The following is a 24,660-nucleotide window of genomic DNA, read 5'->3' on the forward strand; positions in this document are numbered from 1 at the left end:
GAGGCCCGGAGACCATGGCGCGCGCCACGATCTCGCCGCATATGGCGCCGACAGTGCGCGCCTCACACAGAGGGCGGGCATGATTTTCGGGGCTTTCGAGCGAATGGTGGCGATGCGCTATCTGCGGGCGCGCCGCCAGGAGGGATTCATCTCGGTCATCGCCGGGTTCTCCCTTCTCGGTATCGGGCTCGGGGTCGCGACCCTGATCATCGTCATGAGCGTTATGAACGGGTTCCGGGCCGAGCTGATCGGCCGGATCCTGGGTCTGAACGGCCATGCCGGGATCTATGCCGTGGACGGCTCCATCGAGAACTACGACCAGCTCGTGGTCGAGGCGGCCTCCGTGCCGGGCGTGTTCAGCGTCACGCCCCAGGTCGAAGGCCAGGCGATGCTGACCGCCAACGGCGTCGCCTCGGGCGGTGCCGTGCGCGGCATGCGGCCCAGCGACCTCAAGGCCAAGCCGCTGATCGCCGACAACATCACCGCCGGGAGCCTCGATGATTTCGAGGGCAAGGACGCGGTGGTGTTGGGCACCCGGCTGGCCAATCGGATGGGGCTGCGACTCGACGACCGGGTCACCCTGATCTCCCCGAGCTCCGCCGTCACCGTCGTCGGCAGCGTGCCGCGCATGAAGGCCTATCAGGTCGTCGCGCTGTTCGAGGTCGGGATGTACGAATACGACAACAGCTTCGTCTACATGCCGCTAGAGGCCGCCCAGGTGTTCTTCCAGAAGGGCGATTCGGTGAACGCGCTGGAGATCTTCACCGTCGATCCGGATTCCCTCAAGGAGGTCCGGCTGAACATGGTCCAGGCGCTGCCGGCGGAAGTGTATTTCCGCGACTGGCAGCAGCAGAACAGCAGCTTCTTCAACGCGTTGCAGGTCGAACGCAACGTCATGTTCCTGATCCTGACGCTGATCATCCTGGTCGCCGCCTTCAACATCATCAGCTCGATGATCATGCTGGTGAAGGACAAGGGCAGGGACATCGCCGTGCTGCGGACCATGGGCGCGTCGCGCGGCATGATCACCCGGATCTTCTTCATGACCGGCGCCAGCATCGGCGTGCTCGGAACCCTCGTCGGCGCCGCCCTGGGGCTGGTGTTCATCCTGAACATCGAAGCGATCCAGGACTGGGTGGAAGCCCTGTTCGGCACCTCGGTCTTCCCGCCGGAGGTCTACTTCCTGACCAACGTGCCGGCCAAGATGGATCCGACCGAGGTGATCCTGGTGATCGCCATGGCCCTGGGCCTCAGCTTCGCCGCGACGATCTACCCGGCGTGGCGCGCGGCCCGCGTCGATCCGGTCGAGGCCCTGCGCTATGAATGAGCCGCTGATGCCGCCGCCGTCGTCGCCTCGTCCCCAGTCCAAGGACGGCAAGGCGCTGGTACTGGAAGGGGTGACCCGTGTCTTCGGCATGGGCGACCAGTCCCTGCGGGTGCTGCGCGGCATCGATCTCACCCTGAACGAGGGTCAGATGGTCGCCCTGGTCGGCCCCTCGGGTGCGGGCAAGTCGACCCTGCTGCACATCGCCGGCCTTCTGGAGCAGCCGACCAGCGGCAAGGTGATCGTCGGCGGGCGCAACTGCGCCGAGCTCGGCGACAGCGAGCGCACCCGCTTCCGCCAGCGCACGATCGGTTTCGTCTACCAGTTCCATCACCTGCTGCCCGAGTTCTCGGCCCGCGAGAACGTCATGATCCCGCAGATGATCGCCGGCCTGTCCAGGCGCGAGGCGCGGGAGCGGGCGGATCAGCTTCTGAACATGGTGGGGCTGAGCGAGCGGGCGAGCCATCGTCCGGCCCGGCTGTCGGGCGGCGAGCAGCAGCGGGTGGCGATCGTCCGCGGCATCGCCAATGTGCCGCGCGTTCTTCTGGCGGACGAGCCCACCGGAAATCTGGATCCCCAGACGGCGGCGGACGTGTTTGCCCAGCTCACCCACATCGTGAAGGGGACGGGCCTGTCCGCGCTGATCGCCACCCATAACCTGGATCTGGCGGCCCAGATGGACCGGGTGGTGGAACTCCGCGACGGGCGCCTGGTCGAGCGGACGCTCTGAGCGGGCTCAGCCGAGGCCGTTGGCCCGCTTGATCTTGGCGAATTCGAGTTTCGCCCCGGTCAGGTCGGCATCGGAGAAGTCGGCGCCGTCGAACACGCATCCGGCAAAGTTGACGCCATTCAGCTTCGCGCCCCGAAACCGTGCGAACAGGCTGCGGCCGGTCTTGATGCCCTCGGGGCCGATGATCTCGGCGTCTTCCACCCGCGTGCTGATGAAGACCGCACCGGCCATCACGGCGCCGGCGAAGTTGGTGCCCGAGGCGCGGGCGAAGGAGAAATCGGTCTCCTCCAGGTTGGCGCCCTGGAACGAGCTGAGGAAAAGCTCGGATCGCACGAAGGCGGCACCCCGAAGATTGGCGCCGTCGAAGCAGACGCCGCGCACGTCGCAGCTCGAGAAGTCCAGCTCCTCCAGATCGAAATCCTTGAAGTTGGCGCGGGAGCCCATGGCGCCGTTGCTGGCGATCCACTTGCTGTGCTCGCGCAGCATGACCTCGATCTCGCCGGGCAACGGCCGCTGACTGTCGCGGTGGATCGCGCCCATCATGTTCGCGGTCTCGATATTCGCCTTCGACAGGTCGACATTGCGCAGGTTGGCGTCGGTCAGGTTGGCCCCGGACAGATCCGCGCCGTCCAGGTTCGTTCCGGTCAGGTTGGCGTTCTTCAGGTTGCAGCCGGTCAGGTCCGCGCCGGACAGATCCGCGCCCGCCAGATTGACAGCGTGCAGCACCACGTCGTGGAACACCGCGCCCTTGGCGCTGGCCATGGCCATATTGGCTTCGGAGATGTTGGCCTCGGACAGGTCCGCGCCGTCGAGCGTGGCGTCGGCGAGGCTGGCGTTGCGCTTGACCTCCTCGCCCCATTGCAGGATGTGGCCGGGCCGCAGATCGGCCGCGCGCAGTTTCGCACCCGTCAGGTTGGCCAGGGTGAAATTCGCGCCGCGCAGGTCGGCCTTGTTCAGGCAGGCATTGCGCAGGTTGGCGGCGGAGAAATCGCACGCGAACAGGTCGGCCTGGGAGAGGTCCGTGTCCTCCAGGGACGCCCGCGTCATGGTCGAGCCGAACAGGGTCGCCTGGTGCAGGTTGAGCCCTGCCAGGTCGCGGCCGTCCAGCTTCGCCGACTTGATCATGCAGCGGCGCCCGCCCGGCTCGCCGCGCAGGTACGCGACATGGGCGCGAAAAACCGACTGGATATCGTTCGGTGTGGTGGACGGTTCCAATTGCTCTGCGACGGACATGTCGGCAAACACCTCCCTAGTCAGGACGTGTACCTTGCCCGAACAGACTTAAAACTGTCTTAACTTGGCCGCCTGACTCGTCAAAAAATCAATTCAATTATAGTGATTTAGCGCGTATTTTAACTATATTCTCGACAGACTGAGCGAGCGTACAACGCCGCGGCAGCAAGGGGTTAGGCCTGCGGGCCTCCGGCGATTCCCGAGCCCGGTTGTGCGGTGGCGGGATCCCGGCGGACCCGTCCGCCGTCGGTTTCGACGTTCGCCGTGACACCGCGCCGGGCGGTATGGGAAGATCGGTGTTCCCTCCGGAGGCCCCCGCATGACCCACGCCGATTTCGTCCATCTCCGTGTGCATTCCGCCTATTCCCTGGCGGAAGGGGCGATTCACGCCAAGCAGCTCGTGAAGCTGGCAAAGCAGAACAACATGCCCGCCGTCGCCATGACCGACAGCGGCAACATGTTCGGCGCGCTGGAATTCGCGGTGACGGCGTCGGGCGAGGGGGTGCAGCCGATCGTCGGCGTGCAGCTCAACATCCGCCGGCCGGTCGACACCGAACAGCGCGGCCTGCGGGTCGTCGGCGGCCGCGACGTGCTGCCGGACCAGCTCCCGCTGATCGCCCAGAACGAGGCCGGCTACCGCAACCTGATGAGCCTGGTCAGCCGGGCCTTCCTCGACGGCACGGGGGAGGAGGCGCCGCAGATCTCCCTGGACGACATGGAGGGGCGCACCGACGGCCTGATCGCCCTCACGGGCGGCCTGAAGGGCGGCCTGGGCCGGTTGCTGCTGGAGGGGCGCCGCACCGACGCGGAGGCCATGCTGACGCGGCTGGAGGCCCTGTTCCCGGGGCGGCTCTATATCGAGCTGCAGCGCCACTTCCTGGAGGACGAGAACCGGATCGAGGGACCGCTGATCGACCTCGCCTATGCCCGCGATCTGCCGCTGGTGGCGACCAACGACGTGTTCTTCGCCGATCCGGGCATGCACGAGCCCCAGGACGTGCTGCTGTGCATCGCCCAGAGCACGACCATCGGCAATCCCAAGCGCTGGCGCGTGACCCCGCATCACCGCTTCAAGACGGCGGAGGAAATGCGCGAGCTGTTCGCCGACCTGCCGGAGGCGCTCGACAACACTCTCGTCATTGCCCGGCGCTGCGCGGTGATGCCGGAGAAGCTGGCGCCGATTCTACCGCGCTTCGACACCGAGGGCGGCCGCACCGAGGCCGAGGAACTGCGCGCCCAGGCCGAGGGGGGGCTGGAAGGCCGGCTCGCCGCGCATGTCTATACCCCCGAGATGGACGCGGCGGCCCGCGAGGAGGCGGCGAAGCCGTATCGCGAGCGGCTGGCGATGGAGCTCGGGATCATCGAGCAGATGGGCTTCCCCGGCTACTTCCTGATCGTGTCGGACTTCATCAAATGGGCGAAGGCCAAGAACATCCCGGTCGGGCCGGGCCGCGGATCGGGTGCCGGCTCGCTCGTCGCGTATTCGCTGCTGATCACCGATCTGGACCCGCTGCGCTGGGGGCTGCTGTTCGAGCGCTTCCTGAACCCCGAACGCGTGTCCATGCCCGACTTCGACATCGACTTCTGCCAGGACCGCCGCGACGAGGTGATCCGCTACGTGCAGGAGAAATACGGCCGCGACCGGGTCGCCCAGATCATCACCTTCGGTAAGCTCCAGGCCCGTGCCGCCCTGCGCGACGTCGGCCGGGTCCTGGAAATGCCCTACGGCCAGGTCGACCGGATCTGCAAGCTGGTGCCGAACAATCCGGCCAATCCGGTCACCCTGGAACAGGCGCTGCAGACCGAGCAGGAGCTGCGGGCGCAGCGCGACGCCGACGAAAACGTCGCCAACCTGATCAAGACCGCGCTCAAGCTGGAGGGGCTGTACAGAAACTCCTCGACCCACGCCGCCGGCGTGGTGATCGGCGACCGGCCGCTCGACCATCTGGTGCCGCTCTACCGCGACCCGCGCTCCGACATGCCGGTCACCCAGTTCAACATGAAATGGGTCGAGCAGGCGGGGCTGGTGAAGTTCGACTTCCTGGGCCTGAAGACGCTGACCGTGCTGCAGCGGGCCGTCGATCACCTGAAGGAGCGGGGGATCGAGATCGACCTGTCCCAGGTGCCGCTCGACGACGGGCCGACCTACGCCATGCTGGCCAAGGGCGAGAGCACCGGCGTGTTCCAGTTGGAAAGTTCGGGCATGCGCGACGTGCTGCGCCGCCTGCGCCCTGACCGCTTCGAGGACATCATCGCGCTCGTGGCCCTGTACCGGCCGGGCCCGATGGCCAACATCCCGAAATACATCGCCTGCAAGCACGGCGAGGAGCAGCCGGACTACATGCACCCGGTTCTGGAGCCGGTGCTGAAGGAGACCTTCGGCATCATGATTTACCAGGAGCAGGTGCAGCAGGCGGCCCAGCGGCTCTCGGGCTACACGCTGGGCGGCGCCGACCTGCTGCGCCGGGCCATGGGTAAGAAGATCAAGGAGGAGATGGACGCCCAGCGCGAGAAATTCGTGAACGGCGCCGTCGAGCAGGGCGTGGATAAGGGTCAGGCCAGCGGCATCTTCGACCAGATCGCCGCCTTCGCCGGTTACGGCTTCAACAAGTCCCACGCCGCCGCCTATGCCCTGGTCAGCTATCACACCGCCTATCTGAAGGCGAACTACCCGGTCGAGTTCCTGGCCGCGTCGATGACCTATGACATGGGGAACACCGACAAGCTGAACGTGTTCCGTCAGGAATTGCAGAAGCTTAAGATCGAACTCCTGCCGCCGGACATCAACAAGTCGCGCCGCGATTTCGCGGTCGAGAAGCTGGAGGACGGCCGCTACGGCATCCGCTATGCCCTTGCCGCCGTGAAGAATGTCGGCGGCTCGGCCATGGACGCGCTGGTGGAGATGCGCGAGGCGGACGGCCCGTTCAAGAGCCTGTCCGACTTCGCCGACCGGGCCGACCCGACCCAGGTCAACAAACGTCTGCTGGAGAATCTGGTCCGCGCCGGTGCCTTCGATCAACTTCATAAGAACCGCGCGGAACTATTTGAAAGCCTTGAGACAGTCGTGCGTCACGTCAGCCTCGCGGCGAGCGAGCGCAAGTCCAACCAGGTGAGCCTCTTCGCCGTCGACGGCGGCACTCCGCAGGAACAGGACATCCGACTGAAGCGCCGTCCGGAATGGCCGCAGATGGACCGGCTGAAGGAGGAGTTCGACGCCCTCGGCTTCTACCTCTCCGCCCATCCGCTCGACGCCTATGCCGAGAGCCTGGCGCGGCTGGAGGTGGTCTCCTCCACCGAGGCCCAGGCGGCGGCGGCGCGCAAGGGCGGACAGACACGGCTGGTGCTGGCCGGCATTGTGGTCGGCCGGCAGATCCGGACCTCCAAGTCCGGCAACCGCTTCGCCTTCGCCCAGCTCACCGACCGCACCGGCGTGTTCGAGGTCACCATGTTCTCCGAGGTGCTGGCCGCGTCCCGGGATCTGCTGGATTCGGGCGAGCCGCTGCTGGTCCGCGCCGACGCGAGGATCGAGGACGACAACCTGCGCCTGCTGGCCTCCTCGGTGGAGCCGCTGGACAAGGCGGTGGAGCGCACCGCCGCCGGGCTGGAGATCTTCCTGCACGACACCTCGCCCCTGGAGACGCTGAAGAGCCTGATCCAGAACGAGGGCAGGGGCCGCGGCCGCATCCACGTGGTGGTCCCGACCGCCCGCGGCGACGTCCGCATCAAGCTGCCGGAGGCTTACCAGGTGTCGAGCCGCCTGCGCGGCGCGGTGAAGGCACTGCCGGGGATCGACTACGTGAAGGATCTTTAGGCGGTTTCCGTGGATTGCCCTGGCGGCGTTTCGGTGATGAGGTCGGGATAAACCTCACGTACCCAAGGGCCCACCATGAAACGTATCGCCATTCTCGGATTCTCGCTGGAAAGCAACGCCTTCGCGCCGCCCTGCAAGCGCTGGGACTTCGAGCAGCGCGGCTATTACCGGGGGGCGGAGATCACCGAGCTGGCGCGCAAGGAGCCATCGCCGCTCTATAACGGCGTGCGTGGCTTCTACGCGGTCATGGACGATAAATACGGGGCGGACGGCTGGGAGCCGGTGCCGATCACCCATGCCGCCTCGCAGCCGGCGGGGCCGGTGGAGGAGGGCTTCTTCAACGAGCTGCTCGCCGAGTTCGAGGAAGGCCTGAAAGCCGCCGGAAAGCTCGACGGCGTCTACATCGCCGAGCATGGCGGGGCGACTGCGACCCATACTCACGATCCCGACGGCGAGGTCTTCGCCCTGGTGCGGCGCTGCGTCGGGCCGGACGTGGCCGTGGTGGCGACCCTGGACCTGCACTGCAACATCTCCGAGGTGATGATGGACAGTGCGGACATCCTGATCGGCTACCGCGAGAACCCGCATGTGGACATCTACGAGCGCGGCGCCGAGGCGGCGATCCTCATGGACGAGATGCTGACCACCGGGGTCAAGCCGACCGCCTATCGCGTGCGTCTGCCGCTGGTCGCCCCGTCGGTCACCCAGCTCACCGCCGAGGGCCATCCCTATGGCGACCTGATCCGGCTCGGCCAGACCAAGCTGGACGACCGGGTGATGAACATCTCCATCGTCTCCGGCTTCGCCTTCGCCGACACCCCGAAGAACGGCATGACGGTGATCGTGACCACCCGCAACGATCCGGCCCACGCCAAGGCGCTGGCGATCGAGCTGGCCAAGGCCGGCTGGGCCGAGCATGAGCGCTATCAGACCAACATGATGCCGCTGAACGATGCGGTGGCGAAGGCCAAGGCGGTCGGGGCGGACGAAGTCTTGCCGTCGCTCCTCTTCGCCGATCCGGCCGACAATCCCGGTGGCGGCGGACGCGGCAACACCACCTACATCCTGAAGGCCTTCCTGGAGGCCGGCGTCCACGGCGCGGTCTTCGCGGTGTTCTACGACCCGGCTCTGGTGAAGCAGGCTCAAGCCGCCGGCGAGGGCGGTACCTTTCGGGCGAAAATGAATACCGAGGAGACCGCGAACTATTCCGATCCGCTGGAATGGGACGCCCGCGTGGTGCGCCTGCATGACGGCGAGTTCGTCGGCCGCTACGGCATGGTCGAGGGCAAGAGCGTCAGCCTGGGCGACACCGCGATCCTGGCGCTGGACGGCATCACCCTGATCGTCATCACCAAGCGCCAGCAGTGCCTCTCCACCGATTTCATCGAGGAACTCGGGCTGGACGTGGTCGGCGCGCGCTCGATCGTGGTGAAGTCGCGCGGGCATTTCCGCGCGGGCTTCCAGCACCTGTTCCCGCCGGAGCGGATCATCGAGGTGGACGTGCCGGGCCTGACCTCGCCGAATCTGGCGAATTTCGACTGGAAGGGCCTGCCGCGCCCGGTCTATCCGCTGGATCCGGACACCACCTGGACTGCGCCGTCGTAGGGGCTCTTCTGGGCGATGGAGCGGCGCGCTCAGTCGTCCAGCGTGTCCATGCTGGACACCAGCACGCCCATCACCATGTTGACCCGCCGGCCGTCCTCGGCCAGCGGGAGATACAGCCGCTCGACGGAGACGAAATCCTTCGGGAAGCGTAGGGACGGCCTGCCGATCCGGTGGCTCGGCTTGCCCATCTCGAAGACCTGGTCGCGATACCGCCGGCTCTCGCTCGACTCGAAGTCCGGATAGATCTCGTCCAGATATTTCCCGGTCGGCTCCCGGCCCAGGATCTCCACCAGGGCGGAGCCGAACAGACGATAGCGGTAGCGGCCGGTCGCGGCCTCGCGCTCGACCAGCGAGACATGGGGCAGGAGCCGGGGGATGTCGACCGGATCGATATCGGCACGGGCGGGCAGCAGGCAGCCCCGCCGCTTGCCGGCCCAATAGGCATAGGCATCGCGCACAATCGGCGACTGCATGCGCTCCCCGGAGAGCGCTTGCGCGATCATCACCTCCTGCATTCCGGCGATCCCCTCGACCCGGCCCCAACCGGCACCTTAGATACTTTATTTACGGTGATTTACATAGCCGGCGCCGCGCCCGCCGCAGGCCGGTTTCGTCCAGGCTCACGGCGGCGCAGAAATACACCGTCATCGTCGAGTTGGCGGGCGTGCGGCACCGGGCGCTGCCGTCGGGCAGCACCTCGAACCAGGCGCGGGCCTCGCTGCCCTGGATGTCGCGGTAGGCACCCTCCAGCGGCGGGGCGGAGAGCAGCCGCTTGCGGTCCCCGGCGGTGAGGTCCAGGGTCTCGGCGCTGGGCGGGTAGCACAGGGCCTCGGCGATCCGGTCGCCCAAAGGCTCGGCGCGGGCGGCAGAGCCGGGGTGGAAGACGCCCGCCGCAAGCGACGCCGCCAGGAAAAGAGCCGCGCTGCGTCCTTGCAAAACCGGTCTGCAGCCTGTAGAGAGACGCCCGCTTAAATCCGCACACGAGCACGCGTTCCCCCGACCCCGGTTTCTGCCGGATCGGACGGCACGCTCCGGTGCCGAGACCGTGTCTTGGCTATCGCTCGTGGAGGTTGAACCGGAAAACCCGAGGAAAGACATGACCGTCCCTTCGTTTACCATGCGCCAGCTGCTCGAGGCTGGTGTCCACTTCGGCCACCACACCCGTCGCTGGAACCCGAAGATGGAGCCGTACATCTTCGGCGTGCGCAACAACGTCCACATCCTGGACCTGCGCCAGACCGTTCCACTGCTGCACCGCGCCCTGGAGGCCGTGCGCGACGTGGTCGCCAATAACGGCCGCGTGCTGTTCGTCGGCACCAAGCGCCAGGCGGCCGACATGGTCGCCGAGGCGGCGAAGAAGTCCGGCCAGTACTACGTGAACCACCGCTGGCTCGGCGGCATGCTGACCAACTGGAAGACCATCTCCAACTCGATCCGCCGCCTGCGGGAGTTGGAAGAGCGTCTGGACGCTGGCGTCGGCGGCCTGACCAAGAAGGAGACCCTGGGCCTGACCCGCGAGCGCGACAAGCTGGAGCGCGCGCTGGGCGGCATCAAGGAAATGGGCGGCCTGCCGGACATCATGGTGGTGATCGACACCAACAAGGAATCCCTGGCCATTCAGGAAGCCAACACCCTGGGCATCCCGGTTGTGGCGATCCTCGACAGCAACTGCGATCCGGACGGCGTGACCTACCCGATCCCGGGCAACGACGACGCCATGCGCGCCATCGCGCTGTATGCCGAGCTGCTGACCGGTGCGGTCATCGGCGGCATCCAGGCCGAGGCGATGGCCTCGGGCGGCGATGTGGGCGAGAGCGTCGAGGCGCCGATCGAGCCGGCCCTGGCGGCCGAAGCGGAAGCCCCGGCCGCCGCACCGGCCGAGCAGCAGGCCGGCGCCTGATCCGGTGACGACCGCCCGGCTTGTCCGGCGCGGAAGCAAGACAACGGCATAGTCGAGGCGGCGGCCGAACGGGTCGCCGCCGTGGAACCTTACCAGCGACGAGGATCAAACCATGGCTGTCACGGCTGCTCTGGTGAAAGAACTGCGCGAGAAGTCCGGCGCAGGGATGATGGACTGCAAGAAGGCGCTCACCGAAACCAACGGCGACCTGGACGCGGCGGTGGACTGGCTCCGGACGAAGGGCCTGGCCGCTGCGGCGAAGAAGTCCGGCCGAGTGGCGGCCGAGGGTCTGGTCGGTACCGCCGTCGCCGGCACCAAGGGTGCGGTGATGGAGGTGAACTCCGAGACCGACTTCGTGGCGCGCAACGATACCTTCCAGAACTTCGTCGAGACCGTGACGAAGATGGCCCTGGAGCACGGCGAGGATATCGCGACCCTGAAGACCGTCGCCTATCCGGGAACCGGTCGCACCGTCGAGGAGCAGCTGACCCACAACATCGCGACCATCGGCGAGAACATGTCCCTGCGCCGGGCGCAGGTTCTGTCGGTCTCCGACGGCGTGGTGGTCCCGTATGTCCACAACGCGGTCGTGCCGGGCCTGGGCAAGATCGGCGTCCTGGTCGCGCTCGAGTCCACCGGCGACAAGGACAAGCTCAACGAGCTGGGCAAGCAGATCGCCATGCATGTGGCCGCCGCGGCGCCGCAGAGCCTGTCGACCGACGACCTGGATCCGGCCGCCATCGAGCGTGAGCGTGCGGTGCTGGTCGAGCAGGCCCGCGACAGCGGCAAGACCGACGAGATCATCGCCAAGATGATCGACGGCCGCCTGCGCAAGTTCTACCAGGAAGTCGTTCTGCTCGAGCAGACCTTCGTGGTGGACGGCGAGACGCGCATCTCCAAGGTCGTCGAGAACGCCGCCAAGTCCGTCGGCGCGCCGGTGAAGCTGACCGCGTTCTCCCGCGTGCAGCTGGGCGAGGGGATCGAGCGCGAGGAAAGCGACTTCGCTGCCGAGGTTGCCGCCACGCTCGCCCATTAATCCCAACGCCATAGCGGCAAGGAGAGACGCATGGCGGAGGACGGAAGCGGGGAAACGGCCGGAGGCGAGACCGGCGGCGAGGGTCCCACTTACAAACGCGTCCTGCTGAAAATCTCGGGGGAGGCCCTCATGGGGGGCCTCTCCTACGGTATCGACCCGGAAATGGTCGATCGCGTGGCCGGAGAGATCGAGTCGGTCTCCAAGGCCGGAACGGAAGTCTGCCTCGTCATCGGCGGCGGCAACATCTTCCGCGGCATTTCCGCGGCGGCCGCCGGCATGGAGCGGGCCACCGGGGATTACATGGGCATGCTGGCCACGGTGATGAACTCGCTGGCCATGCAGAGCGCCCTGGAACGCCGCGAGATCCAGACCCGGGTCCTGTCGGCCCTGCCCATCGCGGCGGTCTGCGAGCCCTATATCCGCCGGCGCGCCATGCGCCACATGGAAAAGGGCCGGGTGGTGATCTTCGCCGCCGGCACGGGCAACCCGTTCTTCACGACCGATACCGCCGCCGCCCTGCGGGCATCGGAAATGGGCTGCGACGCGCTTCTGAAGGCCACCAAGGTGGACGGCGTCTACGATGCCGACCCGATGAAGGTCCCGACGGCGACCCGCTACGAGCGGTTAAGCTATATGGACGTACTGACGCGCGACCTTAAGGTGATGGATGCCTCGGCGATCTCTCTCGCCCGCGAGAACGAGATTCCGATCCTGGTCTTTTCCATTCACAATAACGGTGCGTTCGCCGAAGTGGTCCATGGCAGGGGCCGGTATACGATCATTACGGAGTAGCAGACGATGGCGGAACCCGATCTCGACGATATCCAGCGCCGCATGGACGGCGCCGTCACCTCGCTGAAAAGCGAGTTCGGCGGATTGCGGACCGGCCGGGCGTCGGTCAGCCTTCTGGATCCGATCATGGTCGAGGCCTACGGCGCCAGAATGCCGATCAACCAGGTCGGCACGGTTAGCGTTCCGGAGCCCCGGATGCTGTCGGTCCAGGTCTGGGACCGCGGCATGACCAAGGCGGTGGAGAAAGCGATTCGCGACAGCGACCTCGGCCTGAATCCGCAATCCGACGGCCAGCTCGTCCGCATCCCGCTGCCCGATCTGTCGGAGGAGCGCCGCAAGGAGCTCAGCCGCATCGCGGCGAATTATGCCGAGAACGCCCGGGTGGCGGTGCGCAACGTGCGCCGCGACGGCATGGACCTGCTGAAGAAGGCGGAGAAGGACGGCGACCTGAGCCAGGACGACCGCCACGTCTACGAGCAGGAGATCCAGGATCTGACCGACGCGCACGTCAAGGCGATCGACGAGGCGTTGGAGGCCAAGGAAAAGGATATCATGCAGGTCTGAGATGGTGGATGCGGCTCCCTCCATCGGCGCCGGCGAGACGGCCGCGCCCCTGCATGTTGCCATCATCATGGACGGCAACGGCCGCTGGGCGAGGGCCCGGGGCATGCCGCGCACCTTCGGCCACCGCGAAGGGGTGAAGGCGGTCCGCCGCGTCGTCGACTGCGCACCCCAGCTCGGCGTCAGTCACCTGACCCTGTTCGGCTTCTCCTCGGAGAACTGGAGCCGGCCGCAGGACGAGGTGTCGGAGCTGATGAACATCCTGCGCTACTACCTGCGGCGCGAGGTGGCGGAACTCCATAAGAACAACGTGCGGATCCGGATGCTCGGCGACCGCGCCCGGCTGTCGGCCGATATCGTGGCGCTGATCGACAATGCCGAGCAGCTTACCGCCGGCAATACCGGGCTGTGCCTGAACATCGCGTTGAGCTACGGCAGCCGCGGCGAAATCACCAATGCGGTCCGCCGGATCGCCGAGGCGGTCGCGGCCGGCACCCTGTCGACGGCCGATATCGACGACGAGACGGTCCAGGCCAACTTGGACACCGACGGGCTTCCCGATCCGGACCTGCTGATCCGCACCAGCGGCGAGCGGCGGATTTCCAATTTCCTGCTCTGGCAGATCGCCTATGCCGAGCTCGTCTTCACCGATGTTCTGTGGCCGGATTTCGACCGGGCGCATCTGGTCGACGCGCTGGAGGAATTCTCCCGCCGCGACCGGCGCTACGGTCGGGCGACCGGGTAGAGGGTGGGACGCATGGGCGGCGGCAAGGACGACGGAGGGGAGACCGGACCCGTTTCCGCGGCCCGCTCCGGCGACCTGCTCAAGCGGACGCTGTCCTCGCTGGTTCTCGTCCCCGCCGCGGGTCTGCTGATCTGGATCGGCGGCTCGGCCTTCGATGTCGGCATTCTGTTCATCGCCGGTGTCATGGCGTGGGAGTGGGGCGCCCTGGTATCCGCCCCGTCCGACCGCCACCGCACGCGCCTGGTGCTGATGGCCGCCCTGCTGGCGTCCTTCGTGATTGCCTTGACCGTTCATGTTCCCGCCGCCGTCGCCTGCGCCGGCATCTCCGTGCCGATCGCGGTGGTGATCGCCCGCCAGCTTCGGGTGGTGGGGCCGGTCTGGCTCGGCGTGGCGGTGATCGGGACCGTGTTTCCGGCGCTGGCTCTGGTGTGGATGCGCTCGCATATCGATTTCGGTCTGCAGACGGTGATCTATGTGATCGCCAGCGTGGCGGCGACGGATATCGGCGCCTATGCGGCCGGCCGCACCATCGGCGGGCCGAAGCTGATGCCGAAGGTGAGCCCGTCCAAGACCTGGGCCGGGCTGGCCGGCGGCATGGCCGGCTCGATGATGGTGGCGGGGGTCTTCACCCTGCTGCACGAAGACGCCCGCGGGGCGGCCCTGGTGCCCCTGGCGATCGGCATCGCCCTGATCGCCCAGGCCGGCGACCTTCTGGAATCCGCGGTCAAGCGGCACTTCAAGGTCAAGGATTCCGGCAGCCTCATTCCCGGCCACGGTGGCATTCTCGACCGGGTCGACGGCATGATGACCGTCCTGCCCGTGGTGGCGCTCGCCATGTGGGCCAGCGGAAGGAGCGTTCTGCAGTGGTAGACCCGGCGCTTGGCGAGGGGACGGACGGCGCACCGCGCCGGATCAGCATCCTGGGGTCGACCGGCTCGGTCGGTACCAACACCATCGACCTGATCAGCCGGGCCCCGGGCCGGTTCAAGGTGACCGCCATCGCCGGCGGCGCGAACGCCGCGCTGCTGGCCGAGCAGGCCAAGGCCGTGGGGGCGGATTTCGTCGCCATCGCCGACGAGGCGGCCTGGCCGGCCCTGCGCGACGCCCTGTCCGGCACCGGGATCGAAGCCGCGGCGGGCGACGAGGCGGTGCTGGAAGCCGGCCGCCGTAGCGCCGACTGGACCATGAGCTCCATCGTCGGCGCCGCCGGCCTGGCGCCGACCCTGGAAGCGGTGCGCCGCGGCGGGATCGTCGCCCTGGCCAACAAGGAAGCCCTGGTTTGCGCCGGCCGTCTGTTCACCGAGGAGGCGGTCCGCGCCGGCTGCCGCATCCTGCCGGTGGACAGCGAGCACAACGCCATCTTCCAGGTCTTCGACGACGCCCGGCGCGACGGCATCGAGAAGATCATCCTGACCGCCTCGGGCGGACCGTTCCGCACCCTCTCCAGGGAGAAGATGGCCCGCAAGACGCTGGCCCAGGCGGTCGCGCATCCGAACTGGTCCATGGGGGTGAAGATCTCCATCGACAGCGCCACGATGATGAACAAGGGGCTGGAACTGATCGAGGCGCACCACCTGTTCGCCATGCCGGAGGACCGCATCGACGTGCTGGTCCATCCCCAGTCCGTGGTCCATTCCATGGTGTCCTATGTGGACGGCTCGGTCCTGGCGCAGCTTGGCTCGCCGGACATGCGCACGCCGATCGCCCATTGCCTTGCCTGGCCGCGACGGATGGACACACCGGTGGAGCGCCTGGACCTGGCCGCCATTGGCCAGCTCAGCTTCTTCGCCCCGGATACCGACCGCTTCCCCGCCCTGCGTCTTGCCCGCGAGGCTCTGCGCGCCGAGGGCGATGCGGCACCGGTGCTCAATGCCGCCAACGAGACGGCGGTGGCGGCCTTTGTCGACGGCCGGATCCGGTTCACCGACATCGCCGCGGTCGTGGAGGAGACGCTGCAGCGCTGCCCCACCGAGCCCATCGTCGATCTGGAGGCGGTCTTTGCGGCCGACGCCAAGGGACGCCGGGTCGCCGCGCAGGTGATCGCCGGTTTCGATGGCGTCTCCATTGCGCATGCGGGGGCGGCGATTTAAGTTCGCCGTGAAGTCAGGGCCGGGCTGCGGGGGCGGGACGGGTTAGGACACAGGGTTCGAATGATCGATATCATCGCCGATTACGCGCTGCCGTTTCTTGTGATTCTGACCGTGCTCGTGTTCGTGCACGAGTGGGGCCACTACTTCGTGGCGCGCCGCAACGGCGTGCGGGTCGAGGCCTTCGCCATCGGCTTCGGACCAGAACTTTTCGGCTGGAACGCCAAGAGCGGCACCCGGTGGAAGCTCTGTGCCATTCCGCTCGGCGGCTACGTGAAGATGTTCGGCGATGCCGATCCGGCCAGCGCCGGCGCGGCCGACGACACCGGCTTCACCGAGCAGGATCGGCGCGAGTCGTTCCACCACAAGAGCCTGGGCGCCCGCGCCGCCATCGTCGCCGCCGGTCCCGCCGCCAATTTCATCTTCGCCATCCTGGTTCTGGCCGGCCTCTACATGATGGCCGGGCGGCCCTACGCGCCGGCGGTGGTCGACGCGGTCATGGAGAATTCCGCCGCCCAGCGCGCCGGCCTGCAGGTGCAGGACCGGATCGTCAGCGCCGACGGCGCGGAGGTCAGCCGCTTCTCCGACCTCAGCAGGATCGTCTTCGAGCGGCCGGGCGAGCCGATCCTGCTGGTGATCGAGCGCGACGGCGCCACAAGCGAGGTGACGGTGACGCCGGATCCGGTCACGGAGACCGACCGCTTCGGCAACGAGATTTCCTTCGGCCGGCTCGGCATCCAGTCGAACCAGACGACCATCGAGAAGCTCGACCCGCTGAACGCGGTGCTCGTGGCGACCACCGAGACCTTCTCGATCGTGAAGCAGACCCTGGACGCGGTCGGCGAGATGATCATCGGCGTGCGCGGCACCGAGGAACTCGGTGGACCGCTGCGGATCGCCGAGATGTCCGGGACGGTGGCCCAGAGCGGGCTGGTGATGACCCTGTGGTTCACCGCCGTGCTGTCGATCAATCTCGGGCTGATCAACCTGTTTCCGGTGCCGATCCTGGATGGCGGCCACCTGATGTTCTATGCGCTGGAGGCGATCCGCGGGCGGCCGCTGGGCGAGCGGGCGCAGGAATGGGCGTCGATCGCCGGGCTGAGCCTCGTCGTCATGCTGATGCTGTTCGTGACCTGGAACGACCTGATGCGGTTCGATATCGTCGGCTATCTGGGCTCGCTGGTCGGGTAACCGCTTCGACTATCTACGGTTTGCGACTTCGGTGGCCGAGGCTATAGTCGCGCTCCCGGGCTGCGACGCGGGACGAATTTAGTGCCGGCTCCGGCCGGCGGGGTGCTGACTTGACCACTGGGGACCGACCTTGCCCACACGATTGACCCGGCTTAGCCAGGCGGCGACGGTAGCGCTGACCTTGGCCCTCGGCGCAGCCCCCTCGGCCCAGGCGCAGTTCCTCAGCCCGAGCGCGAGCACGGTCACCGACGTGGTGGTTGAGGGGACTCAACGCATCGACCCGGCGACGGTTCGCTCCTATTTGCTGGTCCAGCCCGGCGACAGTTTCGATTCGGACCGGTTGGACCGCTCCCTGAAGGCGCTCTATGCCACCGGCCTCTTCGCCGACGTGACCATGCGCCGCGACGGCGACACGCTGGTGATCAACGTGGTCGAGAACCCGATCATCAACCGCATCGCCTTCGAGGGGAACAAGCGGGTCGACGACGAAGAGCTCGACCGCGAAATCCAGCTCCGCCCGCGTCTGGTCTATTCGCGCACCCGGGTCCAGCAGGACGTCCAGCGCATCATCGAGATTTACCAGCGCTCCGGCCGCTACGCGGTGACCGTCGAGCCGAAGGTGATCCGCCAGGACCAGAACCGTGTCGACCTGGTGTTCGAGATCGACGAGGGCGAGCTGACCCCGGTGCGGACCATCACCTTCCTGGGCAACCGCGAGTTCAGCGATTCGACCCTGCGCGGGGTGATCCAGACCAAGGAATACGCCTTCTACCGGTTCCTCTCCTCCGACGACACCTACGACCCCGACCGGCTGAGCTACGACCGCGAGCTGCTGCGCCGCTACTACCTGGAGAGTGGCTTCGCCGATTTCCGCGTGCTCTCGGCGGTGGCCGAGCTGGCGCCGGACCGCGAGTCCTTCGTGGTAACCTTCACGGTGGAAGAGGGCGAGATCTACACGTTCGGGCCGACGGATTTCGACGTCTCCCTGCCGCGCGTCGACCCGGAAGCGCTGCGCCAGTTCGTGGCGACGGAGGAGGGCGAGACCTACGATTCGACCCTGGTGGACGACACGGTCGATGCCATCACCGACTATCTCGGCACGCTGGGCTATGCCTTCGTGGACGTGCGCCCGCGGGTGAACCGCGACCAGGAGAACCGGACGGTCTCGATCACCTATCAGGTGGGCGAGGCCAGCAAGGTCTTCGTGGAGCGCATCAACATCAACGGCAACGTACGGACGCTCGACCGGGTGATCCGGCGCGAAATGAGCCTGGTGGAGGGCGACGCCTTCAACACCGCCAAGCTGCGGCGCTCCGAGCGGCGGGTCCGGAACCTGGGCTTCTTCAAGAATGTCGACGTGAAGAACTCCGAGGGCAGCGCCCCGGACCGCACGGTGGTCGATGTGGAGGTCGAAGAGCAGTCGACCGGCGAGATTTCGTTCGGTATCGGCTTCTCCACGGCTGAATCGATCATCGGCGATGTCGGCATCCGCGAGCGCAACCTGCTCGGCCGCGGCCAGGACCTGCGCTTCGGCGTCACCGCCTCGGGCCGGTCGACCGAGTTCGACGTGGCCTTCACCGAGCCGTACTTCCTCGACCGCGACGTGGCGGCCGGCTTCGATCTGTTCCGCGTCGAGCGCGAGCTGGACGAGAGCTCCTACGACGAGCTGCGCTTCGGCGGCGTCCTGCGGGCGTCCTATACCCTGCAGCCCGACCTGACCCAGCAGATCAACTACCGGATCGAGCAGACCGAGATTAAGGACGTGGACGACGACGCGTCCCGCTTCATCAAGGATCAGGAAGGCGTGCGCGTGGTCTCCCAGGTCGGCCAGACGCTGACCTACGACAAGCGCGACAACCGCCTGGATCCGCGCGACGGCTACCTGGCTCAGCTCACCACCGAGGTGGCGGGTGCCGGCGGCGACGAGCGGTTCTTCCGGACCCGGGTCAAGGGCGCCTACTACTACCCGTTCGACGAGGTCTGGGGTCTGTCGTTCCTGGGCCAGGCCGGCGTCATCGTCGGGCTCGGCGAAGACGTGTCCATCGCCGAGCGCTTCTTCATCGGCGCCAGTTCGTTCCGAGGCTTCGAGCGGGGCGGCGTCGGCCCGCGCGATACGTCGACGGACGATGCGCTGGGTGCCAACAACTACTATGTCGGCTCCATTGAGCTCGCTTTCCCGAACGGCATGCCGCAGGACCTGGGCGTGCGGACCTTCCTCTTCACAGATGTCGGTAGCGTGTGGGGACTCGACGAGAGCGGCGCCGACGTGGCGGATGCCTCCTCGATCCGCGCCTCCATCGGTCTCGGTATGTCCTTCACGACCGCCTTCGGAACCATTCGGGTCGATGCGGCCGAAGCCGTGGCGAAAGAGGATTTCGACGTTCCCGAGGTTTTCCGCCTGAGCTTCGGCACGCGGTTCTGATGGTGCCCGGCCGACGGCACAGGCCTGAGGGAAGAAACGCGCATCGGGACTGTCCGTGTCCGGTGAGGAGAGCATGATGGTCGGGTCGCTCAGATTTGCGGCGGTGACCGCGGTCGTGGCGCTCGCGCTCCTGTCCGGCGGCACGCAACCGGCATCCGCCCAGGCGGCAAGCAGTCCAATCGCCGTGGTCGATGTCCAGGGTGCCTTGCGCAGCTCTGACGCGGCCAAGGAGATCCAGACGAAGATCAACGAACGCCGCCAGGCCTATCAGCGGCAGGTGAGCGAAGAGGAGAAGGCGCTGCGGGCCGCCGAGCAGGAGCTGCAGCAGCAGCGCTCCGTCCTGGCGCCCGAGGTCTACCAGCAGCGGCTCCGCGCCTTCCGAGATCGGGTGACCGGCGTGCAGAAATCGGTCCAGGAACGCCGCCGGGCGCTGGACCAGGCCTTCACGACCGCGATGAACAAGGTCCGCGACGTGCTGGTGTCGGTGATTGCCGAAATCGCCGACGAGCGCGGCGCCCAGGTCGTGCTGTTCAAGGAACAGATCGTCATCGCGGAAAAATCTCTGGATTTCAGCGACGAGGCGCTGCGCCGCCTCAACCAGCGGCTACCGACGGTTCCGGTCGATCTGCCGCCGCTGGATTGACGGCAGGAGGAGGGACGACAGCCATGGTCGACAGCCGGTTCCATAGCGAGGCGGGACCCTTCACCCTGGGTCAGATCGTCGAGATGACGGGTGCGGAGCTGCGCGCCGGGGGAGACCTCGATCGACCGTTCAGCGATGTCGGCACGCTCGAGGGCGGCGGCCCGCAGGATGTGGCCTTCCTGGAGAACCGGCGCTACGCGGAAGGTTTCCGAACCTCCCGGGCGGGCGCCTGCTTGGTCACGGCCGAATTCGCCGATCAGGCGCCGGACGGCATGGCGGTTCTGATTACCGCGCTGCCGCGCCGCAACTACGCACGGCTCGCCCGCCTGTTCCATCCGGAGCAGACCCCTGTGGCCGCGGTGCACCCCGCCGCGGTGGTCGATCCGACGGCGACCCTCGGGGCCGGAGTGTCGGTCGGGCCGGGAGCCGTGGTCGGCGCCGGGGCGGTTCTGGGCGACGGCGCCTGGATCGAGGCGAATGCCGTGATCGGCGAGGCGGTGGAGATCGGCGCCGGCACCCGGGTCGGAGCCGGTGCCACCATCTCCCACGCGCTGATCGGGGCCCGATGCTTCATCTATCCCGGTGCCCGCATCGGCCAGCCCGGATTCGGCTTCGAGATGGACGCCAACGGGCCGTTCCTGGTGCCCCAGCTCGGACGGGTCATCGTCGAGGACGATGTGGAGGTCGGCGCCAACACGACCATCGACCGGGGCAGCAATGCCGACACCGTGATCGGGCGGGGGTCGATGATTGATAATCTAGTTCAAATCGGTCACAACGTCGTCCTCGGGCGCGGCTGCATCATCGTTTCCCAGGTGGGCATTTCCGGAAGCACCCGGTTGGGCGATCGCGTCGTGCTTGCCGGGCAGACCGGTGTCGCCGGTCACCTGGAGATCGGCAGCGACGTTCAGGTCGCGGCCAAATCCGGCGTCAACCGCAGCCTGCCCGGGGGTGCCGCCTATGGCGGCGCACCGGCCATTCCGGTGCGCGAGTGGCGGCGGCAGATCGCGGCATTGAAGAGGCTGGGCCAGGGGACGTCCGCTCCCGGCTCTACCAAAGAGGGTGAGGCGGGAAAGTCATGAATGATGCGGTGAACGAGCCGGTGAACGGATATCCGGATATCGACGTGATGCGGGTCATGGAGCTGATTCCGCACCGCTATCCGTTCCTTCTGGTCGACAAGGTCGTCCAGATCGAACCGAATGTCGGCTGCATCGGCATCAAGAACGTCACCATCAACGAGCCGTTCTTCGCCGGCCACTTCCCGCAGCGACCGGTCATGCCGGGCGTTCTGATCGTGGAATCCATGGCGCAGACCGCCGGCTGCCTCGTCGTCGCGACGCTGGGGCCGGAATCCGAGGGCAAGCTCGTTTACTTCATGACGGTCGACAACGCCCGGTTCCGCCGCCCGGTGGTGCCCGGCGACCGTCTGGAGGTGCATGTGAAGAAATTGCGCAATCGCGGAAACGTCTGGAAGTTCGAGGGGCAGGCCAAGGTGGACGGTGTCCTCGTGGCCGAGGCGACCTACTCGGCGATGATTCTGGACAATTGAGGAGGTGGCCGTGGCCACGCAGATCCACCCGACGGCGGTGGTCGAGCCCGGCGCGCGCCTGGGCGAGGGCGTCCGGATCGGAGCCTTTTCGATCGTCGGTCCGGAGGTGTCGCTGGGCGACGGCTGCGTTCTGCACGGCCATGTCGTGGTCGGCGGCCGCACGACCATCGGCCCGCGCACCCAGATCTTTCCCTTCGCCAGCATCGGCCTGCAGCCGCAGGACCTGAAGTACAAGGGCGAGCCCTCGACGCTGGAGATCGGCGCCGACAACGTCATCCGCGAGCATGTGACCATGAACCCCGGCACCGAGGGCGGAGGCATGGTCACCCGGATCGGCGACGGCTGCCTGTTCATGGTCGGCGTGCATATCGGCCACGACTGCCAGGTCGGCAACCAGGTGATCATGGCGAACAACGCCACGCTCGCCGGCCACGTCACGGTCCAGGACTTCGCCGTGCTGGGCGGCCTGTCGGCGGTACACCAGTTCGCGCGCATCGGCCGCTTCGCCATGGTCGGCGGCGTGACCGGCGTGGAGCGCGACGTCATCCCCTTCGGTTCGGTCATGGGCGACCGGGCGCGACTGTCCGGCATCAACATCGTCGGCATGAAGCGCCGGGGCCTGTCCCGCGACGAGATCCACGAGGTGCGCAAGGCCTATCGCCTGCTGTTCGCCAGCGAGGGGACCTTCCAGGAACGCCTGGAGGAAGTGGCGGCGGAGTTCACCTCCTCGGCGCCGGTCATGGAGATCGTCGATTTCATCCGGGCCGATTCCTCGCGCAAGATCTGTCAACCGGAAGACGCCAACGATCTCTGAGAGCGTGATGGCTGGTCATCCAAACGGTGGTCTTGGAATCCTGGCCGGCGGCGGGCCGCTGCCGCGCCGGATTGCCGATACGGTGCTGGGCCAGGGCCGGCCGGTCTTCATCGTGGCCTTCGAGGGCCAGACGGATCCGGCGACCGTCGACGGCTTGCCGCACGCCTGGCTGCGTCTGGGGGCCACGTCGAAGACTTTGCAGGCGCTGCATGCCGCCGGCTGCGGCGAGGTGGTGATGGCCGGACCGATGAAGCGGCCGGCCCTGTCCTCCCTGCGCCTCGACCTGCGCTCGACCGCCGCCCTGGCCCGTGCCGGCGCCCGGGTGTTCGGCGATGACGGCCTGCTGTCGCTGATCGTGGAGGAGATGGAGCGCGAGGGCCTGCGGGTGGTCGGGATCGAGGATCTGCTGGGCGGCTATCTGATGCCCGCCGGCACCCGCACCCGGGCCGAGCCGGATGCCCGCGCCCTTGCCGATGCGGAGCGCGGGATCGCCGTCCTGAAGATGCTCGCCCGGGCCGATATCGGTCAGGCCGTGGCCGTGCAGGAGGGGCTGGTGCTGGCCGTCGAGGCGGTGGAAGGCACCGACGCCATGATCCTGCGCGCCGGCGGGCTGCGGCGCGAGGGAGCGGCGCCGGTGCTGATCAAGGGCCGCAAGCCCGGCCAGAACGACCGCGTGGACCGGCCGACCATCGGTCCCGCCACAGTAGACAACGCCGCCGCCGCCGGGTTCGCCGGCATCGTGGTGGAGGCGCTGGAAACCCTGATCGTCGACCGGGACGCCACGGTGGCCGCCGCCGACGGCGCCGGCCTGTTTCTTCACGCCATGTCCTTCGAGGGAGCGCAATCGTGACCGCTGAGTCCGGTGCCGAGTCCGGTGTGCCTCTGGTCTACATCATTGCCGGCGAAGCCTCGGGCGACGCGCTGGGAGCTGGGCTGATCCGCGCGCTGCGCGCCGAAACCGGCGGGCAGGTCGAGGTCGCCGGCATCGGCGGCGAGCGGATGGCGGCGGAAGGCCTTCAGAGCCTGTTCCCGATCAGCGAGATGGCGGTGATGGGAATCTTCGAGATCCTGCCCAAGGCACCGAAGATGCTGGGCCGGATCCGCGAGACCGTGGCCGATATCCGGGCGCGCAAGCCGGCCGCCGTGGTCACCATCGACAGCAAGGCCTTCACCATGCGGGTGAACAAGCGCCTGCACGCCCTGCGCACGAAGTCCGGCGAGGGACCGAAGCTGGTTCATTGGGTGCCGCCGACGGTCTGGGCCTGGCGGCCCGGACGTGCGGAGGCGATCTCCCGGTATCTCGACCACCTGTTGGCGCTGTATCCGTTCGAGCCGCCCTATTTCGAGGCGCATGGGCTCGCGACCACCTTCGTCGGGCATCCGGCCGCCGTGGCCCCTGACGGCAGCGGCAAGCGCTTCAAGGGCCGATACGGCCTGCCGGCCGGCGCGCCGGTGCTGGGAGTTTTTCCGGGCAGCCGTCCGGGCGAGGTGAAACGGCTGCTGCCGATCTTCGGCGATGTGGTCGACCGTCTTGCCGCGCGCTATCAGGGCCTGCGGGTGGTGCTGCCGACGGTCTCGGGCGTGGCGGACGCGGTGAAGGCGGGGACGGCCAACTGGCGGGCGCCGGTGACCGTCGTCACCGAGCACCGGCACAAGGCAGACGCCTTCGCCGCCTGCACGGTCGCCCTGGCGGCCTCGGGGACGGTCACCCTGGAACTCAGTCTGGCCGGGGTGCCGACGGTGGTGGCCTATCGGGTGAACGCCCTGTCGGCGGCGATCGCCCGCCGGCTGGTGGACCCGGAGGCGGTGGTTCTGACCAACAAGCTGATGGGCAAGCGGGTGATCCCGCAATTCCTGCAGGAGGACTGCACGGCGGACCGGCTGACCGTGGCGATCGAGCGGCTGTTCGACGATCCCCGCGCCCGGGCCGAGCAGGGGGCCGCCAGCGAGGCGATCCGCGCGATGCTCACGGTCAACGGCGAGGATCCGTCGGTGCGGGCGGCACGCACCGTGCTGAAGGTGATGCGCGAAGAGGCCGACGCCCTGGTGGCGGATTAGAACCTCAAACCATGGAACTGGCCCGGGTCTCCCGGGATGACGGTTCTGGCATTCTCTCTCCAATCACTTCCCGGCCGTGTGCCGGGATCCACCATTGGGTTGCGCGGGATTCGGGACGCTCCCTTTCGAGGTTAAGACACGCCCTCGCGTGGACCC

The 24,660-nt window shown here is 67.4% G+C and carries 22 protein-coding genes; 19 read left to right on the plus strand and 3 right to left on the minus strand.

Features of this window, described 5'->3' with window-relative positions; genetic code table 11:
• The first annotated feature begins 79 nt into the window (after positions 1-79).
• Together T8K17_RS16495 and T8K17_RS16500 are read left to right on the plus strand one after the other, a co-directional pair.
• Positions 80-1,327 (plus strand): lipoprotein-releasing ABC transporter permease subunit, encoded by a 1,248-nt coding sequence (locus T8K17_RS16495; protein WP_322330830.1) that lies wholly within the window; start codon positions 80-82, stop codon positions 1,325-1,327.
• The gene (locus tag T8K17_RS16500) at positions 1,320-2,054 is read left to right on the plus strand and encodes an ABC transporter ATP-binding protein (protein ID WP_416153121.1); all 735 of its coding nucleotides are present in this window, start codon (positions 1,320-1,322) and stop codon (positions 2,052-2,054) included. Before T8K17_RS16495 ends, T8K17_RS16500 begins: the two co-directional genes overlap by 8 nt.
• Positions 2,055-2,060: 6 nt before the next feature.
• Here the strand turns inward: T8K17_RS16500 and T8K17_RS16505 are convergent, their stop codons facing one another.
• Entirely contained in the window at positions 2,061-3,287 is a 1,227-nt protein-coding gene (locus tag T8K17_RS16505) for a pentapeptide repeat-containing protein (RefSeq protein ID WP_322330831.1), read from the minus strand.
• A 319-nt stretch (positions 3,288-3,606) separates the two neighbouring features.
• On the opposite strand from T8K17_RS16505, the gene dnaE reads away from it, so the two are divergent.
• Both dnaE and T8K17_RS16515 read left to right on the plus strand, forming a co-directional pair.
• Positions 3,607-7,098 (plus strand): DNA polymerase III subunit alpha, encoded by a 3,492-nt coding sequence (gene dnaE / locus T8K17_RS16510; RefSeq protein ID WP_322330832.1) that lies wholly within the window; start codon positions 3,607-3,609, stop codon positions 7,096-7,098.
• Between the two features lie 75 nt (positions 7,099-7,173).
• The gene (locus T8K17_RS16515; RefSeq protein ID WP_322330833.1) at positions 7,174-8,703 is read left to right on the plus strand and encodes a M81 family metallopeptidase; all 1,530 of its coding nucleotides are present in this window, start codon (positions 7,174-7,176) and stop codon (positions 8,701-8,703) included.
• Positions 8,704-8,732: 29 nt separating this feature from the next.
• On the opposite strand, the gene T8K17_RS16520 is transcribed toward T8K17_RS16515, so the two are convergent.
• Complete coding sequence (locus T8K17_RS16520; RefSeq protein WP_322330834.1) at positions 8,733-9,218, minus strand: PAS domain-containing protein; 486 nt, start codon at positions 9,216-9,218, stop codon at positions 8,733-8,735.
• Positions 9,219-9,267: 49 nt separating this feature from the next.
• Complete coding sequence (locus tag T8K17_RS16525; protein WP_322330835.1) at positions 9,268-9,639, minus strand: hypothetical protein; 372 nt, start codon at positions 9,637-9,639, stop codon at positions 9,268-9,270.
• Between the two features lie 160 nt (positions 9,640-9,799).
• Here T8K17_RS16525 and rpsB point away from each other — a divergent pair, with 160 nt between their 5' ends.
• From rpsB to lpxB, 15 genes are all read left to right on the plus strand, one after another.
• Entirely contained in the window at positions 9,800-10,603 is an 804-nt protein-coding gene (gene rpsB, locus T8K17_RS16530) for a 30S ribosomal protein S2 (protein WP_322330836.1), read from the plus strand.
• Positions 10,604-10,715: 112 nt separating this feature from the next.
• Positions 10,716-11,639, plus strand: coding sequence for a translation elongation factor Ts (gene tsf / locus T8K17_RS16535; RefSeq protein WP_322330837.1), 924 nt, complete (start codon positions 10,716-10,718; stop codon positions 11,637-11,639).
• 30 nt (positions 11,640-11,669) lie between these two features.
• The gene (pyrH, locus tag T8K17_RS16540) at positions 11,670-12,431 is read left to right on the plus strand and encodes a UMP kinase (RefSeq protein WP_322330838.1); all 762 of its coding nucleotides are present in this window, start codon (positions 11,670-11,672) and stop codon (positions 12,429-12,431) included.
• Between the two features lie 6 nt (positions 12,432-12,437).
• Positions 12,438-12,995 carry a ribosome recycling factor gene (frr, locus tag T8K17_RS16545; protein WP_322330839.1) on the plus strand — a complete coding sequence of 186 codons (558 nt, stop codon included), beginning with the start codon at positions 12,438-12,440 and terminating at the stop codon, positions 12,993-12,995.
• A 1-nt stretch (position 12,996) separates the two neighbouring features.
• Entirely contained in the window at positions 12,997-13,737 is a 741-nt protein-coding gene (locus T8K17_RS16550) for an isoprenyl transferase (protein WP_322330840.1), read from the plus strand.
• 12 nt (positions 13,738-13,749) lie between these two features.
• The gene (locus tag T8K17_RS16555) at positions 13,750-14,607 is read left to right on the plus strand and encodes a phosphatidate cytidylyltransferase (RefSeq protein WP_322330841.1); all 858 of its coding nucleotides are present in this window, start codon (positions 13,750-13,752) and stop codon (positions 14,605-14,607) included.
• A complete protein-coding gene (locus T8K17_RS16560) occupies positions 14,601-15,827 on the plus strand; it encodes a 1-deoxy-D-xylulose-5-phosphate reductoisomerase (RefSeq protein ID WP_322330842.1) in 1,227 nt (408 codons plus the stop codon). The genes T8K17_RS16555 and T8K17_RS16560 overlap by 7 nt, the downstream gene beginning before the upstream one ends.
• A gap of 60 nt (positions 15,828-15,887) precedes the next feature.
• Positions 15,888-17,015, plus strand: coding sequence for an RIP metalloprotease RseP (gene rseP, locus T8K17_RS16565; protein ID WP_322330843.1), 1,128 nt, complete (start codon positions 15,888-15,890; stop codon positions 17,013-17,015).
• 130 nt (positions 17,016-17,145) lie between these two features.
• On the plus strand, positions 17,146-19,437 hold the full coding sequence (bamA, locus tag T8K17_RS16570) for an outer membrane protein assembly factor BamA (RefSeq protein ID WP_322330844.1): 2,292 nt from the start codon (positions 17,146-17,148) through the stop codon (positions 19,435-19,437).
• Between the two features lie 76 nt (positions 19,438-19,513).
• Positions 19,514-20,080, plus strand: a complete 567-nt coding sequence (locus T8K17_RS16575) for an OmpH family outer membrane protein (protein WP_322330845.1) — start codon at positions 19,514-19,516, stop codon at positions 20,078-20,080.
• Between the two features lie 23 nt (positions 20,081-20,103).
• Entirely contained in the window at positions 20,104-21,162 is a 1,059-nt protein-coding gene (gene lpxD / locus T8K17_RS16580; protein ID WP_322330846.1) for a UDP-3-O-(3-hydroxymyristoyl)glucosamine N-acyltransferase, read from the plus strand.
• A complete protein-coding gene (fabZ, locus tag T8K17_RS16585; RefSeq protein WP_322330847.1) occupies positions 21,159-21,632 on the plus strand; it encodes a 3-hydroxyacyl-ACP dehydratase FabZ in 474 nt (157 codons plus the stop codon). The genes lpxD and fabZ overlap by 4 nt, the downstream gene beginning before the upstream one ends.
• A gap of 10 nt (positions 21,633-21,642) precedes the next feature.
• Positions 21,643-22,446: an acyl-ACP--UDP-N-acetylglucosamine O-acyltransferase gene (gene lpxA, locus T8K17_RS16590; protein ID WP_322330848.1), complete on the plus strand. Its 804-nt coding sequence runs from the start codon at positions 21,643-21,645 to the stop codon at positions 22,444-22,446.
• Positions 22,447-22,453: 7 nt separating this feature from the next.
• On the plus strand, positions 22,454-23,296 hold the full coding sequence (locus T8K17_RS16595; protein WP_322330849.1) for an LpxI family protein: 843 nt from the start codon (positions 22,454-22,456) through the stop codon (positions 23,294-23,296).
• Positions 23,293-24,504 carry a lipid-A-disaccharide synthase gene (lpxB, locus tag T8K17_RS16600; protein ID WP_322330850.1) on the plus strand — a complete coding sequence of 404 codons (1,212 nt, stop codon included), beginning with the start codon at positions 23,293-23,295 and terminating at the stop codon, positions 24,502-24,504. Before T8K17_RS16595 ends, lpxB begins: the two co-directional genes overlap by 4 nt.
• The last annotated feature ends 156 nt before the right edge of the window (positions 24,505-24,660 follow it).

It is taken from the genome of Thalassobaculum sp. OXR-137 (assembly GCF_034377285.1).
GTDB lineage: Bacteria > Pseudomonadota > Alphaproteobacteria > Thalassobaculales > Thalassobaculaceae > Thalassobaculum.

Coding starts and splice junctions, on each gene's coding strand:
- T8K17_RS16495 (WP_322330830.1), top strand. CDS start 80: ATGATTTTCGGGGCTTTCGAGCGAATGGTGGCGATGCGCTATCTGCGG.
- T8K17_RS16500 (WP_416153121.1), top strand. CDS start 1,320: ATGAATGAGCCGCTGATGCCGCCGCCGTCGTCGCCTCGTCCCCAGTCC.
- T8K17_RS16505 (WP_322330831.1), bottom strand. CDS start 3,287: ATGTCCGTCGCAGAGCAATTGGAACCGTCCACCACACCGAACGATATC.
- dnaE (WP_322330832.1), top strand. CDS start 3,607: ATGACCCACGCCGATTTCGTCCATCTCCGTGTGCATTCCGCCTATTCC.
- T8K17_RS16515 (WP_322330833.1), top strand. CDS start 7,174: ATGAAACGTATCGCCATTCTCGGATTCTCGCTGGAAAGCAACGCCTTC.
- T8K17_RS16520 (WP_322330834.1), bottom strand. CDS start 9,218: ATGCAGGAGGTGATGATCGCGCAAGCGCTCTCCGGGGAGCGCATGCAG.
- rpsB (WP_322330836.1), top strand. CDS start 9,800: ATGACCGTCCCTTCGTTTACCATGCGCCAGCTGCTCGAGGCTGGTGTC.
- tsf (WP_322330837.1), top strand. CDS start 10,716: ATGGCTGTCACGGCTGCTCTGGTGAAAGAACTGCGCGAGAAGTCCGGC.
- pyrH (WP_322330838.1), top strand. CDS start 11,670: ATGGCGGAGGACGGAAGCGGGGAAACGGCCGGAGGCGAGACCGGCGGC.
- frr (WP_322330839.1), top strand. CDS start 12,438: ATGGCGGAACCCGATCTCGACGATATCCAGCGCCGCATGGACGGCGCC.
- T8K17_RS16550 (WP_322330840.1), top strand. CDS start 12,997: ATGGTGGATGCGGCTCCCTCCATCGGCGCCGGCGAGACGGCCGCGCCC.
- T8K17_RS16555 (WP_322330841.1), top strand. CDS start 13,750: ATGGGCGGCGGCAAGGACGACGGAGGGGAGACCGGACCCGTTTCCGCG.
- rseP (WP_322330843.1), top strand. CDS start 15,888: ATGATCGATATCATCGCCGATTACGCGCTGCCGTTTCTTGTGATTCTG.
- T8K17_RS16575 (WP_322330845.1), top strand. CDS start 19,514: ATGGTCGGGTCGCTCAGATTTGCGGCGGTGACCGCGGTCGTGGCGCTC.
- lpxD (WP_322330846.1), top strand. CDS start 20,104: ATGGTCGACAGCCGGTTCCATAGCGAGGCGGGACCCTTCACCCTGGGT.
- fabZ (WP_322330847.1), top strand. CDS start 21,159: ATGAATGATGCGGTGAACGAGCCGGTGAACGGATATCCGGATATCGAC.
- T8K17_RS16595 (WP_322330849.1), top strand. CDS start 22,454: ATGGCTGGTCATCCAAACGGTGGTCTTGGAATCCTGGCCGGCGGCGGG.